20 protein-coding genes are annotated in these 15,641 nt (G+C 35.4%); 7 read left to right on the forward strand and 13 right to left on the reverse strand.

Going from position 1 to position 15,641, the window contains the following annotated elements; all coding sequences use genetic code 11:
• Nucleotides 1-9 precede the first annotated feature (9 nt).
• The 11 genes from WFH39_RS00440 to tilS all read right to left on the reverse strand — a co-directional run bounded on the left by WFH39_RS00440 (nt 10) and on the right by tilS (nt 9,686).
• Nucleotides 10-537, reverse strand: a complete 528-nt coding sequence (locus tag WFH39_RS00440) for a biopolymer transporter ExbD (protein ID WP_336688385.1) — start codon at nt 535-537, stop codon at nt 10-12.
• Nucleotides 538-896: 359 nt separating this feature from the next.
• Nucleotides 897-2,972: a protein-disulfide reductase DsbD family protein gene (locus WFH39_RS00445; RefSeq protein WP_336688386.1), complete on the reverse strand. Its 2,076-nt coding sequence runs from the start codon at nt 2,970-2,972 to the stop codon at nt 897-899.
• Between the two features lie 51 nt (nt 2,973-3,023).
• On the reverse strand, nt 3,024-4,076 hold the full coding sequence (locus tag WFH39_RS00450; RefSeq protein ID WP_336688387.1) for a D-alanine--D-alanine ligase: 1,053 nt from the start codon (nt 4,074-4,076) through the stop codon (nt 3,024-3,026).
• On the reverse strand, nt 4,051-4,761 hold the full coding sequence (locus tag WFH39_RS00455; protein ID WP_336688388.1) for an NRDE family protein: 711 nt from the start codon (nt 4,759-4,761) through the stop codon (nt 4,051-4,053). Before WFH39_RS00455 ends, WFH39_RS00450 begins: the two co-directional genes overlap by 26 nt.
• Nucleotides 4,762-5,271: a DinB family protein gene (locus WFH39_RS00460; RefSeq protein WP_336688389.1), complete on the reverse strand. Its 510-nt coding sequence runs from the start codon at nt 5,269-5,271 to the stop codon at nt 4,762-4,764.
• Nucleotides 5,264-5,632, reverse strand: coding sequence for a DoxX family protein (locus WFH39_RS00465; RefSeq protein ID WP_268055289.1), 369 nt, complete (start codon nt 5,630-5,632; stop codon nt 5,264-5,266). The genes WFH39_RS00460 and WFH39_RS00465 overlap by 8 nt, the downstream gene beginning before the upstream one ends.
• A 97-nt stretch (nt 5,633-5,729) precedes the next feature.
• Nucleotides 5,730-6,158, reverse strand: coding sequence for a DM13 domain-containing protein (locus WFH39_RS00470; protein ID WP_336688390.1), 429 nt, complete (start codon nt 6,156-6,158; stop codon nt 5,730-5,732).
• A 4-nt stretch (nt 6,159-6,162) separates the two neighbouring features.
• Nucleotides 6,163-6,615 (reverse strand): YHS domain-containing (seleno)protein, encoded by a 453-nt coding sequence (locus tag WFH39_RS00475; RefSeq protein WP_336688391.1) that lies wholly within the window; start codon nt 6,613-6,615, stop codon nt 6,163-6,165.
• A gap of 136 nt (nt 6,616-6,751) precedes the next feature.
• Complete coding sequence (locus WFH39_RS00480; RefSeq protein ID WP_336688392.1) at nt 6,752-7,714, reverse strand: redoxin domain-containing protein; 963 nt, start codon at nt 7,712-7,714, stop codon at nt 6,752-6,754.
• Between the two features lie 98 nt (nt 7,715-7,812).
• Nucleotides 7,813-8,367: an RNA polymerase sigma factor gene (locus WFH39_RS00485; protein ID WP_214587398.1), complete on the reverse strand. Its 555-nt coding sequence runs from the start codon at nt 8,365-8,367 to the stop codon at nt 7,813-7,815.
• Nucleotides 8,364-9,686, reverse strand: coding sequence for a tRNA lysidine(34) synthetase TilS (gene tilS / locus WFH39_RS00490; RefSeq protein WP_336688393.1), 1,323 nt, complete (start codon nt 9,684-9,686; stop codon nt 8,364-8,366). The genes WFH39_RS00485 and tilS overlap by 4 nt, the downstream gene beginning before the upstream one ends.
• Nucleotides 9,687-9,773: 87 nt before the next feature.
• Here tilS and WFH39_RS00495 point away from each other — a divergent pair, with 87 nt between their 5' ends.
• On the forward strand, nt 9,774-10,607 hold the full coding sequence (locus WFH39_RS00495) for an OmpA family protein (protein ID WP_214587396.1): 834 nt from the start codon (nt 9,774-9,776) through the stop codon (nt 10,605-10,607).
• Nucleotides 10,608-10,869: 262 nt separating this feature from the next.
• Here the strand turns inward: WFH39_RS00495 and WFH39_RS00500 are convergent, their stop codons facing one another.
• Complete coding sequence (locus tag WFH39_RS00500) at nt 10,870-11,004, reverse strand: hypothetical protein (RefSeq protein ID WP_336688394.1); 135 nt, start codon at nt 11,002-11,004, stop codon at nt 10,870-10,872.
• Here WFH39_RS00500 and WFH39_RS00505 point away from each other — a divergent pair.
• The 6 genes from WFH39_RS00505 to WFH39_RS00530 all read left to right on the forward strand — a co-directional run bounded on the left by WFH39_RS00505 (nt 11,003) and on the right by WFH39_RS00530 (nt 15,018).
• Nucleotides 11,003-11,650, forward strand: a complete 648-nt coding sequence (locus tag WFH39_RS00505) for an O-methyltransferase (protein ID WP_235131747.1) — start codon at nt 11,003-11,005, stop codon at nt 11,648-11,650. The genes WFH39_RS00500 and WFH39_RS00505 overlap by 2 nt on opposite strands.
• A gap of 82 nt (nt 11,651-11,732) precedes the next feature.
• Nucleotides 11,733-12,449 carry a C40 family peptidase gene (locus WFH39_RS00510; RefSeq protein WP_336688395.1) on the forward strand — a complete coding sequence of 239 codons (717 nt, stop codon included), beginning with the start codon at nt 11,733-11,735 and terminating at the stop codon, nt 12,447-12,449.
• 18 nt (nt 12,450-12,467) lie between these two features.
• Nucleotides 12,468-12,935 carry a DUF1648 domain-containing protein gene (locus WFH39_RS00515; RefSeq protein WP_336688396.1) on the forward strand — a complete coding sequence of 156 codons (468 nt, stop codon included), beginning with the start codon at nt 12,468-12,470 and terminating at the stop codon, nt 12,933-12,935.
• Entirely contained in the window at nt 12,932-13,210 is a 279-nt protein-coding gene (locus WFH39_RS00520) for a cupin domain-containing protein (RefSeq protein ID WP_336688397.1), read from the forward strand. Before WFH39_RS00515 ends, WFH39_RS00520 begins: the two co-directional genes overlap by 4 nt.
• Nucleotides 13,211-13,276: 66 nt before the next feature.
• Nucleotides 13,277-13,789, forward strand: a complete 513-nt coding sequence (locus WFH39_RS00525; RefSeq protein WP_336688398.1) for a hypothetical protein — start codon at nt 13,277-13,279, stop codon at nt 13,787-13,789.
• 2 nt (nt 13,790-13,791) lie between these two features.
• On the forward strand, nt 13,792-15,018 hold the full coding sequence (locus tag WFH39_RS00530; RefSeq protein WP_336688399.1) for a 3-deoxy-D-manno-octulosonic acid transferase: 1,227 nt from the start codon (nt 13,792-13,794) through the stop codon (nt 15,016-15,018).
• On the opposite strand, the gene WFH39_RS00535 is transcribed toward WFH39_RS00530, so the two are convergent.
• Nucleotides 15,010-15,636: a deoxyuridine 5'-triphosphate nucleotidohydrolase gene (locus WFH39_RS00535; protein ID WP_336688400.1), complete on the reverse strand. Its 627-nt coding sequence runs from the start codon at nt 15,634-15,636 to the stop codon at nt 15,010-15,012. The genes WFH39_RS00530 and WFH39_RS00535 overlap by 9 nt on opposite strands.
• Between the last annotated feature and the right edge of the window lie 5 nt (nt 15,637-15,641).

Below are 15,641 nucleotides of genomic sequence, written 5' to 3' on the forward strand. Positions count from 1 at the left end.
CTTCTTATTTTATTTGGTTAATTCTTCGTAAACTTTCTTTTCCCAAGGTTTAATGTCGGTGACTCCGTATCGTTCTTTTTTCGAAATAGCGATGTTGTCCAAAACATCTACAAAGTTTTTATAGTTTGCGTCGTCTGTAGGTTCCACAATAATAGTGAAATTTTCCTTATTGGGAGCGTTATTGTAGGCTTCCGAAATGATTTTAGTGATATTAATTCCACTGAAATTTGTTTCTTTCAAATTACTTGTATTTAATCCTTCTTTAAAGCTTTGATGATAAAATACTCTATTGTCTTTTCCTAAAATAAAGGTAACCTGATTTAAAGGTTTTATTACGGGTTTGTGCGTTGGGTCTGGATGTGGATCTTTCGCAGGCAGTCCTAAATCCATTACATTAGGTTTTGTAAAATTCGTGGTAAACATAAAAAAGGTGATGAGTAAAAATCCCAAGTCTACCATTGGAGTCATGTCAACTCGGATCAGTTTTTTTCTTTGTTTGCTTCCTCCCTGCTTCTCTTGTGCAATAACTTCAGCCATAATTAATAGTTTTTAAAATGTTAAACAATTTTCAATAAAGGGTGTTGTATCTCTATTTTTGTTTTGGAATCAATACAAAGTTTATACCTAAATTTTAAAAATGGTATTAATTTAACATTTTTACTGTGTGTTTTTATTTAAATCTTTTAAAATCAATATATTAAAAAAATAACGGTTTCTAAAGCCTAAGAATTTATTAAGCAAAAGTTTCTGCTATCATTTGCTGAACGAAGTGCCTTTGCGAACAGAAAATATTTTCAACATATATCAATAAACTTTGCGTGTATAGCGTTTAAAATCAATTCATAAAAAAAGCCTTACCAAAAAATTGATAAGGCTTTGTGTATTTTAAATTAAAATTATTTATTCTGTTTGTAGTAATTTACACCACATTCAAGGAATTTTTTGAATTTTTCTTTCTCCATATATCCTGAAACCGGCGTGTTGATTACTTTTCCGTCCGGCGTTAATAAAACATAATGCGGCTGAGAATTATTATTGAAATTCACTTGCTGGAAAAGACTCCATCGGTCACCGATTGTTTTTACTTTTTTCACCTGTCCGTCACCAAGATCAATCTTTGTTTTCTGATCTTCTGGAAGTTCTTCTTTATCATCCACATAAAGAGAAGCCAGAACTACATCGTTTTGAAGGATCGGTAAAATATCCGGTTCGCTCCACACAAATTCTTCCATTTTTCGGCAGTTTTCACATCCGTACCCCGTGAAATCAATTAAGATCGGTTTGTCTTCTTTTTTTGCTAATTCAATAGCGGTAAAGAAATCGTGTTCAGGATGCATTCCCAGAATTCCGTCTTTTTCGTCATGGAAATAACTTACATTTAACGGAGGTAAAATTCCGCTTAATAATTGCAGTTTTGGTCTGTCAGAAGGAATTAATCCCTGAACGAGATACACCACAAAACCAATTCCTAAAAACGATAAAATTTTTCTGGTAACAGAAATTTTCGGTTTCTTGTCGTCATGCGGGAATTTGATTAATCCAAACAAATAAATGGCTAAACCAATGGCTACAACGATCCAGATTCCGATGAAAAGTTCTCTTTTAATGAAGAATGTTTTAGAAACCAGATCTGCTTTGGATAAGAATTTTAAAGCAAGAGCCAGTTCCACGAATCCTAAAACAACTTTCACCGTATTCATCCAGCCTCCGGATTTCGGAAGACTTTGCAGCGCCTGCGGAAATAAAGCCAGCAAACCGAAAACGATTGCCCAAGCCAATCCGAATCCTGCCAAAGCAAAAGTTAGCAGCATCGGAACATTTGCGGAACCAGTAATCGCGCTTCCCAATAAACTTCCCAAAATAGGACCAGTACACGAGAAAGAAACGATAACTAAAGTCAAAGCCATAAAGAAAATTCCGATAATTCCACCCGCTTCTTCCGCTTTTGAAGATTTATTGGCAATAGAACTTGGCAAAGTAATATCATAATAGCCGAAGAAACTTCCCGCGAAGAAAATAAAAATGATGAAGAACGCAATATTCAGCCAGACATTAGTTGAAATTTCGTTGAAGATATTTCCTGCAATTCCATCAATTAAATGGAAAGGAACACTTAATAAAACAAAGATCAAAAGAATGAAAAATCCATAGATCAAAGCATCTCTTTTTCCTTTTGCTGGATTTTTATTTCCTTTGGTAAAGAACGAAACCGTTAAAGGAATCATCGGGAAAACGCAGGGCGTTAACAAGGCAATTAAACCTCCGATAAATCCTAACAAAAGATACGTCCAGTAGTTTTCGCTGATTTTTGATGATCCTGTTCCGCAGTCCGTTAATGGTTTCTGGAAATTAATGGATTCTATTTTTAAATTTTTAGGATCAAGTTTTTTGGTTTCTGCAGTTGGAACAGCAGGTTGAACAACATTACCCAATGTATCCACAACTGGCTGCAAAGAATCTTTTGCCGTTGTTTTTTCATCGGTTTTTACTTCTTCAGCCGCACCTTTTGGCGTAACCTGTTTGTTGAATTCCAGCGTATTGGGAGCAAGACAGACTCTGTCGTCACAGGTCTGATACGTAATTTCAGCAACAACATCTCCTGGTTTTGTTCCGTCTTTCAGCTTAAATTTCTGCTTGAAACCTGCGGTATTGGAGTAGAAAATAATTTTTCCGCCGAAAGCCTCAGAAAATTCTTCATGCTTTTTACCCACTTCGGTAAATTTCCCGATCAGTTCGATGTTTTTTCCTGAAACTTTATAATCAGTAGGAATTCCCGTATCTTCCGGAATGTCTTTGGAGTAAATATGCCAACCGCTTTCCATCGTGGCATTCAGGACGGCTTCGTATTGGTTGTCGCCCAATTCGTTGATGGTAAATTTAAATTTTACAGGATTTTTGATTTGCCCCGAAACTGCAAGCGTAATAAAAAAGAAAAGCAGCAACGGAATTTTATAAATCGAAGAGAATTTCATATTGTAATTTTATGTAAATACTTTACTACAAAAGTAACTGTTTTTTGCAGATTAATCAACCGAAGAAATCTTCCTCAGCCTTTTTTCTATGGCAAGATTGTTTTTCAGCGCAGAAAATCCCTCTTTGATATCCAGATAAGGAAATCCGGTTTCGTGGTTTTTTCTGCTGATTTCTGCCATGATGTTCCAGTGTTTTGCAATTTCTTTCCATGCAAAAAATAAGGAGTGTTTCGGATCGTACATATGCGTTGGTTCGCTTTTAGCACCGTTTATTTCGATGATTTTTAAATTCTTTCCCTCTTTTAGAAGTTCCAGATTTTCAAACATCACATCCAGTCTTCCGAAGTAAAAACCATTCACTTTGGTACAGATTTCATCTATTTTTTGTTCTAATTTTTCTGTAACTTCAGAGGAAATATCAATAAATTTTGCACCTCTCGTATGGCTTCCGAACGGGATCAGAATTATTTCTTCGTTTTCAGGAACTGTTTTCTGCATTTCGCTTCCCATTTTCTGTTCTATAGCTTTCATCTGGAACGCACTTCTGGGATTTTCCATTACCAGTTCTCTTAACGTTTTTCTGCCATCTCCTTTTACGGAAAGAAATTCTTTTTTCACCATTCCTGTGATCTTTCCTTTTTTTTCGTCCGGAAAACGGTGGTAAAAAATCCCGACTTCATGCTGATAATTTATTTTTTCCTGAATTAAAAAATCACAGTCATTATTTTTTTGATAATCTTTCAGTTCGTTTACATTTTCCACCTGAACAACGCCCAAACCTTTCAATCCGATATTGGGTTTTACAATAACGGGGAAATTGATGGTTTGTGATTTTAATTCAGATAAAATTTCGTTAAATGAAATTTCTGAAGACGCAAAAACCGTTTTCGGGATCCAGTTTTCGGGAATCAGATCGTAGATTTCTTTTTTACTTTCCATTGCCATTCCTCCGTATTTTATAGAAGGATTCGCACCGTGGAAGAACAAAAGCGTTCTTGCTTTATATGCACAGTACAGCCAAACCGGAAAAAGCGGCAGGTAAATGGAAAAAGTAGACCAGTATTCCCAGTGTGCAATTTTATGAATGCGATGTTTGAGTTTCATTTTTGAGGGAAATTTTTTTGGGTTTAGAATCTGGGTTCAGTCGGTTGTAATGTTTCAGTGTCATTTCATCGGAAATAACGAGCTGTGTCGTACTGATGGTTTGTATCGTATTTTGTCTTTTGATGGTAATTCCGTTTTCCAGATCATCGGTTTTCTGATGGTGGAAATCTAAAATATCTTCTTCGAAAATCGGCTTGGTTTGCAGAAATTCTTTGAAAATTTCTCTTCTTTTTTCCTGTGCTTTTGCATCGTACAAAGTTGCGGAAGACCAGATGTACGGAAGATGAGCGTCTAATCTTTTAAAATGTTTTTCAGTTCCGTCCCAGCGAAATTCCGCCAATTGTTTTTCCTGAAAAATCACCAGTGTAAAAGGTTCAATGTTTTCCAAATCAATTAATTCTATTGACTTGAAAATATCTTCTTCCGCTATCAGATCCAAAACAATCAGTCCACGGCTTTTCCGGTAATTTGTTTTTACCGGATGATTTTCAAAAGCACCGTTTAATAAAATAAGGACATTTCCATTTTCTGAAACCGCAAACCACGTTCCGTTTTTGGTGGCATCTTTCGGATAAAAAATACCTTTTTCACGATGAATTTCCTGTGCAGAACGATTCGGTTTCTCGTCCCGGTTGGAAGTCAGAACAATTTTATTTTTAAGCGGAAAATACGTTACAGTACACATTTAGTTTAAATTTTGGGTTTCTCTGTATTGAATTGTTGAAGGGGCAATGCCGAAATTTTTGTTGAGAAGATGGCTCATTTTAATTTCGTTAAAAGCCACTTTTATCAACGCCTGATGATGAATGCAATGCTCAATATTGTACAAAAGTTCCCGAAAGAAATTGGTCGGAATTTCTAAAGAAATAGTTCCCACGGTTTGATGCATTGTCAAATTTTTGTTGGGCAAATTAATGCTGAAAAGTATTTCAGAAATAATTTCTATCGCTTTTTCAGGATTCTGTTCCAGTTCCGGATTTCTCTGTCTTTCGTCATAATTAATCTGATTCGTATGGTAAGAGTTCCGTAAAATTTCCAGAAACTCAATAATATGTCTTGTGTGACCGCCAATGGTAGAACCGTCCAGAGAAGGAATACTCTGAGTGTACATTTTTACCGAAACTTTTCTCAGTAAATTCTGTTGTTCGGTAAGGATCTCGTGTAAGATCGTATAAACCGATTGGTCTTTATTCATACTTTCCTTTTTTAAATTTAATTAAAAGAATCACACAGAAAACAAAAACGGTAAGTGCAAGGTAAAACAATTTTCCGCCATCATTATTGGTATCGATTCCTAGGATGAAAATGTGTGAGGCAATTGCTCCAATCATCGTTACAAGTCCCAGAACTGCTCCCCAAAAAGTCGTTTTCGGATTCAGAATTAAAACTGCCGTGATGAGTTCCAATACTCCTGAAAAAATCCTTCCGAAAGGTTCTGCGTGAAGCTTAGAAAAAATGGCGACAGAATCCGGATGAGCCGTAAATTTGAAGAATAAAGTCTGCAGTAAAATTAGAGCGGGAATTAATCGTAATGCCCAATTGATGTAGTTTTTCATATGTATATTTTATTGTTTTTAAAGGTCATATGTTATCGCTACATCTTCATCTGTGTTTGCTTCCAAATTCGTTAATGGCGATTTCATATTTGTAATGTTATTTTTTCTCCAGTAAAGCGTAAGAAAACAGATGATTGTATTGTTGACAATGAACGACTGCGTATTTGTACTCATCGAAGTTTACTGAACCCGTAAAAGTATAGGTTTGTCCGCCGTTCACAGATTTCAGCTTACCTAAAGAAACAAATTGCGAAGGCTGCTGTTCTTTGCTTACATACACGTAAAGATCCGGACCGTTGCTGATGGTGAAGTTTTCATTTAAAACCAATGTGAAGACTCCGTTTTTTTCATAGATTTCCGCTTTTCCGTTAACGTTATTTCCGTAAGGTCCCTGCATAAAATCTCCGGAATATTTTAAGACCGAATTTTCAGGAGCCATTTCCATCAAGTCTTCCGTAGAAGTATTTTCTCTGATGCAGGAAACTAAAAACAGGGATGATAATAGTAATGTAATAAATGTTTTCATAGTCTTATTTTGTAGTTAATTTTTTCCAGTTGAGATCAGCTTGTTTTTTAAGTTTGTCTTCGTTTTTATTCCAGGAATTGAGTGTATTATTGAATAGCTTATTATAGAAGAGATAGGTTTTGCCATCAATAACTTTGAAGGTAGTTGGGTTAATCTCCACTTTCTCACCATAATCTCCCATTGCAAATGCACACCAACCGCCATAAATAGGTTCGTATTTGGAAGGATTCTTTTGCAGAAGTTCTTTGTTTTTGGCAGTTGAAGTGTAGTAAATAGCTCCGTTTACGTTGACTGCAAATTCTTTTTTACCTTTTACGGCTTTGTTTTGTTCGATGTAAGAAACAGGATCATATCCCTGAATTGCTAATTTGTTGTTTAAATTTCTGTGTTCTGCTTTTTGTGAAAATGCAAAAAAAGGAAGCAGAAATACGAGAATGAGCGTGATTGTATTTTTCATATCAAATGTTTTTATTTTTATTGTTTGTTTTTGTTGACGATTTGCAGCCCGACTTGAGCGGAAATCCTTTTTGCTGCTGGAAATGCTTTGGCAAAAAGATTGGGAGCGGAAGGCGGAAATTGCTGCCATAAAAAAATTAAAGCTGTTTTACAATATCCTCCATCGAAGCTCTTTCTTTGTAATCGGGATTGAAATGTCTCCAGATGATTTTTTGATTTTCATCTAAAATATAGGTCGCAGAAACGGGCAGTCTTCCGGAATCATCGGAACGGCTTTTCTTAAAATCGTCTCCCAATCGGTTTTCGTAGAAATCGAGCGTTTTTTTCTCGGGTGTGTACAGAACATCAAAAAGTTCTGCTATTCTGTAGTTTTCATCATACAAAACGGAATATGCGGTTTTGGTTTTGCTGATAGTTTTTGCGATAAACTCAGGCTTTTCGGGAGAAATAATGACCAATCTTGTGTTTTTCGACTGTAATTCGGGAGCAAGATTTTGTAGGCTTTCAACATATTTATTACAATACGGACACCATTGTCCACGAATGAAAACCACCACGGTTTTCTTTTTTTCCTGAGACAGAGAAAATGTTTTTTCAAACTGATCTTTTGCTGTAAAGTTGGGAATCGTTTCACCCGCCATTTTGCCCTTCACTTTGCTGATTGTCGGCGTTTTTTTGTCTGAATTTCTTTTCTCTGTAACCGACTTTCCGATATTTAAAAATTGTGCAGCGTTGTAATATCCATATTCGTACTGCACCAATTCGCCGTTCTGGTCTAAGAAAAGAAAGGAAGGATAATTAACGATTTTGAATTTTTTGGCAAGTTCTGTTCCTTCTTTTTCGGCATCAATATAAAGGCTGATGAAATTTTTATTGAAAAATTCTCCCAGTTCAGGATTCGGGAACGTATTCTTTTTCATCAGTTTACAGGGACCACACCAAGTGGTGTACAGATCGATGAAGATGAGTTTGTTTTCCTGTTGTGCCAATTTTTTGGCTTCTTCTAAATTTTTAGTCTGAAATTGAATTCCGGTTTTGCTTTGTGCATTGAACGAAATGGCAACTAAGAAAAAGAACGTATAAATTATTTTGGTGAACATAAGATAAAGTATTTACTATGAAGTTCCCAAAAGCAGAAAAAATCACCCGGCGAAAAGGTGATTTTTTAATTATTTTATTTAAGGTATTGATAATCAGTTTAAAAATTATCGTCTTTTTTTATTTTTCGAATTTGTTCCACACATTTATGCTTTTGATTTTGCGCATTATGCTTGGTAGAATACTTGTATTTTTCCTGTATTTCTTCCATATTTTTATTCTTCATAAAAATATCGTGGATGAGGTTTTGGCAATGCGAAGAAATTTTATTGATGTAATCATTAAGTTTATCATAATAATTCCTTTCATTTTCTATTGCCTGGTTGATCTCTTCCTTGTTTTCAAAATAGTAGCTTTCATGCATTTCCACAAAAAAGTTTCGGTTGCGGAGTTTTTTCAGCCACAGATTTTTAGAAATTCCGGTAACGTAATTGGCAAGACAAGTGTACGCTTTGAAATCGTCATCGTACAGTTTTTCGTACAGAATAATCAAAGCATCCTGAAAAACATCTTCAGCATCTTCCATATTTCCTTTATTTCCCAAAACAAATTTCCGGGTATAAACGAAATATTTTTGATAAAGAACGCCAAAAGCAACATTGTTGTCTTCTTGGAAATCTTCGATGGCTAAAGCATTTGTTTTTCTTTTATTCATCGTATCTTCAGTGTTTTTTTTGTGTCTTTGGTTGCCATGAAACTTCTGTCCTGCCGGAAAGGAATAATTCCGAGTACGGAATCTTCGCGATCGGTAAGAAGCCAGATTTTTTGCCTTGCTAAAATAGATATTTTTTCATCCCTAAAAAACTTAGAAACTTTCTTTTTTCCTGAGAATCCCGCGGGAAAAAATTCATCACCGTCTTTCTGTTTTCTTAAACGCAGTGGGAAACGAATTTTCTGAGCATCAAATTCCCACTCAAAACTTTTATTGATTTGCTCAATTTCAATTATATTTTCGAGATTAAAGGTAATTTGGTTTTCAGAAAAATCAAAATTTTCCATCAGAAGAATTTCATCATTACTTTGCTCTGCAGGTTTCCATTCTCCGTTTTCCATTTTTTTGCTTATAACCAGTTCGTCATAATTGATGATTAGCCGATTATCTTTTGAAAAAAAAGAGCTTCCGTTTTCAGCTTTAAAAATTTTCGAAATTTCTTCTTCCTGATTGAAGCCATATTTTTTTAAAATCTCAAACTTTACAAAATCACTTTCTTCATTCAGCTTGTTTTTAGATAAAACTTTATATTCTTTGTTAAAAACCGAAATCCTGTTTTCGATGTCCTGAATCTGTTGCTGAACAAAATCTTTGGTCTGATTTAAATAAGAAATACTTTTTCTGAAATTTTCCAGAAAATGATCATTCGTTTCCAAAAGCTCCGGCACAATTTCGTTTCGGATTTTATTTCTTAAATAATCTCTTTTCTTATTAGACAGATCTTCACGGTATTCAATATTATTTTTTTCTGCGAATTCGTAGATTTCTCCTTTTGTAAAATTTAAAAGAGGTCTTAAAATATGATTGTCGTTTGCCGGAATTCCGCTAAGACCATTAATTCCGGCTGCTTTTGAAAGATTGATGATGAAAGTTTCCAGTTGATCGTTCAGATGATGCGCTGTGACCAGAAATTCCAGATTCTCTTCTTTCTGAACCTTTCTGAAAAATTGATACCTCAGTTCTCTTGCCCAAAGCTGAATAGAATGTTCCGGCTTCTGATCTTTTTCTGAAACTTTGTATAAATGAAATTTAATGTCGTTTTTCTTACAAAAATCTTCCACCGTTTTCTGGTCAAGATCCGAGTCTTTTCCCCGAAGTTTATAATTGATGTGGGCAACCTGAAAACGAACGCCTAAGTCCTTAAAACAGTGTGCTAAAACCATAGAATCTGCGCCGCCGCTCACCGCAAGAAGATAGCTTCGGTTTTCGGGGGAATCAACAATATTTTTGAGCTGATTTTTAAAGTGGTCTAGGTTCAGCATGGATCTCCGGAATTTCTTTTATGCAAAGATAATTCATATAATTAAAATGAATTTCGTTACCTTTGGTTCGTCTAAAAATGATTATTTATGAAAATTTTTAAAATTTTAGCAGTATCTGCAATGGTGTTGGGAATGACATCTTGTATCAGCAAAAAGCAGTATGATGCGTTAAGCTCAAATTACAAGCAATGTATTGAAAACGTAGGTGAAAGACAGAGAGAAATTCAGGAACTGAAGTCTCAGAATTCAGCTTTGGCAAGTGAAAATAATTTATTGAAAAGTCAGCATGATGCTTTGAAATCTTCATTAGATGCGTGTCTTTCGAACTCAGGGAAAAGCTCTGCGAATATCGACAAGCTGGTTGGAGAAATCAATGCGTCAAACTCTTATATCAAACAGCTGATCTCAAGCAATGCAAAAAACGACAGTTTAAATTTGGCATTATCCAACAAGCTGAAAAGATCATTGGATAACGTAGCAGACAGCGATGTTCAGGTAAAAGTTCTGAAAGGGGTGGTAATGATATCACTTTCAGACAAAATGTTGTACAAAACAGGAGATTACAACGTTTTACCTGCCGCTCAGGAAGTGTTAGGAAAAGTAGCTAAAGTAATCAACGATTACGATAAATATTCTGTCCTTATCGAAGGAAATACAGATAACGCACCTTTAAGCTCTCCGAATTTACCAAAAGACAACTGGGATCTTTCTGCTTTAAGAGGAACTGCAGTTGCTAAAGTTCTTCAGACTCAGTTTGGAGTAGATCCTGCAAGAATTACTGCTGGTGGACGTTCCGAATACAATCCTAAAGCGACTAACATGAGTGTTTCGGGAAGAGCGGAAAACAGAAGAACAGAGATCATCATTATGCCTAAGCTTGATGAATTTATGAAACTTATGGATATTGCTCCTAAGAAATAATTTAAGATCAACATTCAGTTATAAAAACAAATCCCGAAGCAATTCGGGATTTGTTTTTTTGAGATAAATCAAATTAGTTCTTCTTTTTTCAGCAAAGAAATAATTTTTTGAAAAAATGAATTGGATATTTCCGGTTTAGTTTTTTTAGAAAAAGAATCCACAGTGCTTTTAGGCACTGTAGTCTTCTGATTTCTCTGGTTAATTTGTTTTTTCCCTGCAAGCATTATACCGTGTGTTTTTACCCTTCAATGCAAAGTTATGCTTATTCCGAGATGAGACCATCCGTATTTTTACGGTAATTGCCATGGGGATTTTCCCATGTCTTCAGAATCTTCAGGATTGTTCCTGCTTTTTTGTTATATTTAAGTAAATTTGACGGAACTAAAATTTGCAGCATGAGCTTTTTTGAAGAAAAACTTCCTGAAATGGACAGGTATCTGGAAACACACGCTTCATCGGAACCTGAAATTCTGAGAAAACTGAGAAGGGAAACATATCAGAAAACCACACAGCCACACATGATTTCCGGTTATCAGCAGGGAAGGCTGTTAACCATTATTTCGCAGATGATGCGCCCTGAAAATATTCTGGAAATAGGGACTTTTACCGGCTATGCAACGCTTTGTCTGGCAACGGGAATGGCGAAAGACGGAAAAATTACTACTTTGGATGTGAATGAAGATTTAGCGTACCTTCCAAAAAAGTATTTCGCGGAAAGCGAGTATGCTTCTCAGATTCATTTTAAGCTTCAGGATGCAAAAGAATTTTTAAGAGAAACCGATGAGGTTTTTGATCTGGTTTTTATTGATGCTGATAAAGAAAACTATGCAGAATATTTCAGATTAATAAAGCCAAGAACAAAATCGGGATCGGTGGTGATGTTTGATAATGTTCTCTGGTACGGAAAAGTTCTGGAAGAAAATCCGAAACAGAAATCTACGCAGGTCATTAAGGAACTGAATGATTTGATTGCAAAAGATGATGATTTTGAAAATCTTATTTTACCTTTGCGTGACGGGCTGAACTTTTTACGCAGAAAGTAATTTGAGGTTGAGTGAAGGTGAAGATTTTACAGCGTATTTTCTCAACCTGAACTAAGTCTTAACCTTTTAATTGAAAAAATAAATGGATAAAGGAATTTGTGTTGTTACAGTAGCTCCCGTTCGTGCAGAAGGTTCGGACAGAGCAGAAATTGTTACGGAAATATTGTTTGGGGAAAGTGCAGATATTCTGGAAGTGAATAAAAACTGGACCAGAATAAAAATGCATTATGACGGCTATGAAGGATGGATGGATACGAAACAGCTGAAACCTGTAACAGACGAATATCTGGCTAAAAGAAAAGTAACCGTTGTGACTGAAGATTTCTCTTCTGTTTTAATGAACGACGGCAAAACGCTTCTTTCCATGGGTTCGGAAGTGGAATTTCCTGCGGTAGCATCGAGAAGAAGCCACGACGTGCGCGAAAGTATTGCTTTAACGGCAAAAGAATTTCTGAACGTTCCGTATTTGTGGGGTGGCAAAAGCTTCTTTGCCGTAGACTGTTCCGGTTTTACGCAATTGGTTTACAAGGTTCACGATATAAAATTACCGAGAGACGCTTCGCAGCAGGTTGAAGCAGGGGAGTCATTAAGCTTTGTTGAAGAAAGTCAGCCGGGAGATCTGGCATTTTTCGAAAATCCGGAGGGAAAGATTATCCACGTCGGGATTATGCTGGATAACCAGAGAATTATTCATGCTTCCGGAAAAGTAAGAATCGATACCCTGGATTCTACAGGGATTTTCAATAAAGAAATGAACAAACATACTCATAAACTGAGAGTAATAAAAAGTTTACTTTAATTTAAAAATCTGTCTGAAATGGAAAATATTCTCTTCACGGTTTTTGATATTTTTAATTTCGGACTGCTTATTTTTTTGTGGTGGTTTACGGTAAAACATTATAAATCACTGCCTCAGATTATACCCATTCATTTCGATTTTGACGGAAAAGCAGATAATTTCGGGAGTAAGAAATATGCCTTTCTAATGCCTTTCGTTTTAACCGGACTTTACTTCTTATTTGCTTTTATCGTGAGAGATCCGGAATCTGCCAATTATCCTGTTAAAATTACTGAAGAAAATCAGGATGCCCAGTTCATGATCATGGAAATTTTTATCAGATGGCTGTTCATGGTGATCACATTGCTATTTTTAAACAGTCAGGATTATATGTTCCGGTATTCTGTTGATGAAAACGTAAAACCAAGAGTTCCGATGTCTTCGGCAATCTTTTCGGTGATTGGAAGTTTAATTATTTTGTTCGTTTTTGTAGATATTTTCAAATGATAAAATCTAAAAATAATTCCGAGCATTATATCTGGGGAGATAGCTGTGATAGCTGGATTCTGAAAAACGATGTCCATTTATTCGTAAAACAGGAAATTATGCCTTCCGGAACTTCAGAAAAGCTGCATTTTCATCATTTCGCAGAGCAGTTTTTTTACATTTTAAAAGGCAGAGCTGTCTTCTTTATTGATGGTAAAAAGTTATCCATAAAAAGTGGCGAAAGCATTACCATCACACCACAATCTAAACATTATATTGCTAATGAATCGAATTAAGATCTGGAATTTTTAGTTATTTCCAGTCCTTCGACTGATAATGATAGAATAAACATTAAATAACTCATGAATAAAACTCTATTAGAGATTACACAGACGAAAAATATGGGTCTGTCCGAAGTTTTGGTCAATTGGAAAAATTATGATCAGAAGACTTTTATTTTGTCTTTGGCGGAACTGAAAAAAAGAAATGTTCCTGTTAATGAGCAAATAGAATCTCTTATTTCAGACTTTTCACGAAATGCAGGAAAGCCTTATGAAGAAATAGAAAAGGAATTTTTTGAAACCAATGGAACGAAAGATTATGCTGAATATGTTTCTGAAAATACAAAGGTTCCTGAAAAGACGGATGACGAAAAGTTATATCTTGAACAGTTAAGGAGACTGAGAATAGCACAGATTGAACAACAAGAGCAAAAACAGGCGAAGAATGATGTTTTATACGGCGGTCTTTGGTTTGCCGGAGGATTAATCGTTACCATTGTTTCGCTTAGTAACGGAAATGGAGGGATTATTGCTTACGGAGCGGTAATTTTTGGAGGGATTCAATTTTTTAGAGGTTTAAGCAAAAGCTTGTAATAATGTCTTTCTTTTACAACATATTTATCCATCTGCTCATCTTCGGAATGAAGGTTTTTTCTTTATTTAATGACAAAACTAAAAAAGGTGTTGAAGGCAGAAAAGAATCTTTAGAAAAGGTTAAGTCAGGCTTTAAAAAATCCGATAAAGTGATCTGGATGCACGCTTCAAGTCTTGGAGAATATGAGCAGGGACTGCCTGTTCTGGAGCAACTGAAAGAAAGGTTTGCGGATCATAAAATTTTAGTCACTTTCTTTTCTCCATCCGGTTATGAAAACGTGGTGAAAAAGAAACCTATTGCGGATGTGATCTGTTATCTTCCTTTTGATAAGAAATCTGCTGTAAAAGAATTTACAGACCAGTTTGATGTTCAACTATTTTTTACGGTGAAGTATGATTACTGGTATAACCTTCTTTCTGAACTGAAAAATAAAGGAGCAAAAACGTACGTGATTTCAGCTTTGTTCTATGATCGCCAATCATTTTTTACATCGTATGGAAAATGGTTTGTAAAGCAGCTTCAGGGAAATATTGATTGGTTTTTTCATCAGACGCAAATGTCTTTTGCTTTGGCTAAAAGCATAGGGTTAACGAAATCTTCTGTAACAGGAGATACAAGATTTGACCGTGTAAAACAACTTCGGCATCGTAACAATCACGTCGCTTTTATTAAAGATTTTATTGGCGAAGATAAAACCGTGGTTTTCGGAAGTTCGTGGCAGGCGGAAGAAAAGATTGCGCTGGAAGTTTCGCAGGGAAGTCCTTACGCAAAACTGATTATTGCTCCGCATGATCTGAAGAGAGTTTCCCATTTGAAACAGCTTTTTCCGGAAGCCATTTTATACAGTGAGATTAATTCTGGAGAAAATTTTAACTCGAATATTTTAATTATCGACAGCATTGGTCTGCTTTCAAAGCTCTATTCTTACGCGGATATTGCAGTCGTGGGCGGAGGTTTTCATGATGCGGGACTTCACAATATTCTGGAGGCGGCAACTTTCGGTGTTCCTGTAATTTTTGGTAATCATTACAGGAAAAATCCTGAAGCAGACGGTCTCATTTCAGCCGATGGCGGAAGATCTTTTGAAAATGCAGGTCTGGCTGCAGATTTTGTTCTGTTTTTAATTAATAATGAAGATTCCCTTCAGACAATGTCTGAAAATGCTGAAAAATTTGTCTCTGAAAAGCCTGATTCTACAGAACTGATTCTACAGAAAATTTTATCGTAAAAATCCCTGATTTTTAATGTCTTTGATGATCTGGTCAAAATTTTCCGGAATCTTATCGCTTGTCAGCCAGTTAAAATCAATCCCGTTGTTAATGAAAAGTTTGGATAAATATGTATTCTCAAGAATTTTATCTTTTAAATTATCCAGATGCTCATCAATTTCCATCCAGTAATCTACATCCAGTTTTTTTGTTAAAAGTAAGGCTTTCACCACTTTATTAATGATGTAGAGATATAATTTGTAAACATTATCAAATCTCTGGCGGCTCAGATCTTCGTTATATTCTAAAATCTTATTAATCAACAATAAATTAAGAGAAACTTCCCCAAACTTATCGGTTGTTATTTTTACATGTTCCGTAATTTCGGCACTTATTTTTCGGATAATTCCAAGGAAATATTTCTGATTGCTGATGTATTTTGATGCCAGTAAAACTTTTTCAGAAACAATTTCTTCCATTGCATCCCTTTTGTTATCTGTAGTTTCAGGATCAATAAGTTCGAAGTATAGTTTTTTAGATAAAAGTTTGTCTTTTTTTAATAATCTGAAAATCAGGCGGTCTTTTTCTACAGAAGAAAAATTGCTCAGGGCAGCCTTGAACTCTTTTGAATATTCCATTCAAT

This window comes from Chryseobacterium sp. MMO-72 (genome assembly GCF_037146035.1).
Lineage (GTDB): Bacteria > Bacteroidota > Bacteroidia > Flavobacteriales > Weeksellaceae > Chryseobacterium > Chryseobacterium indicum.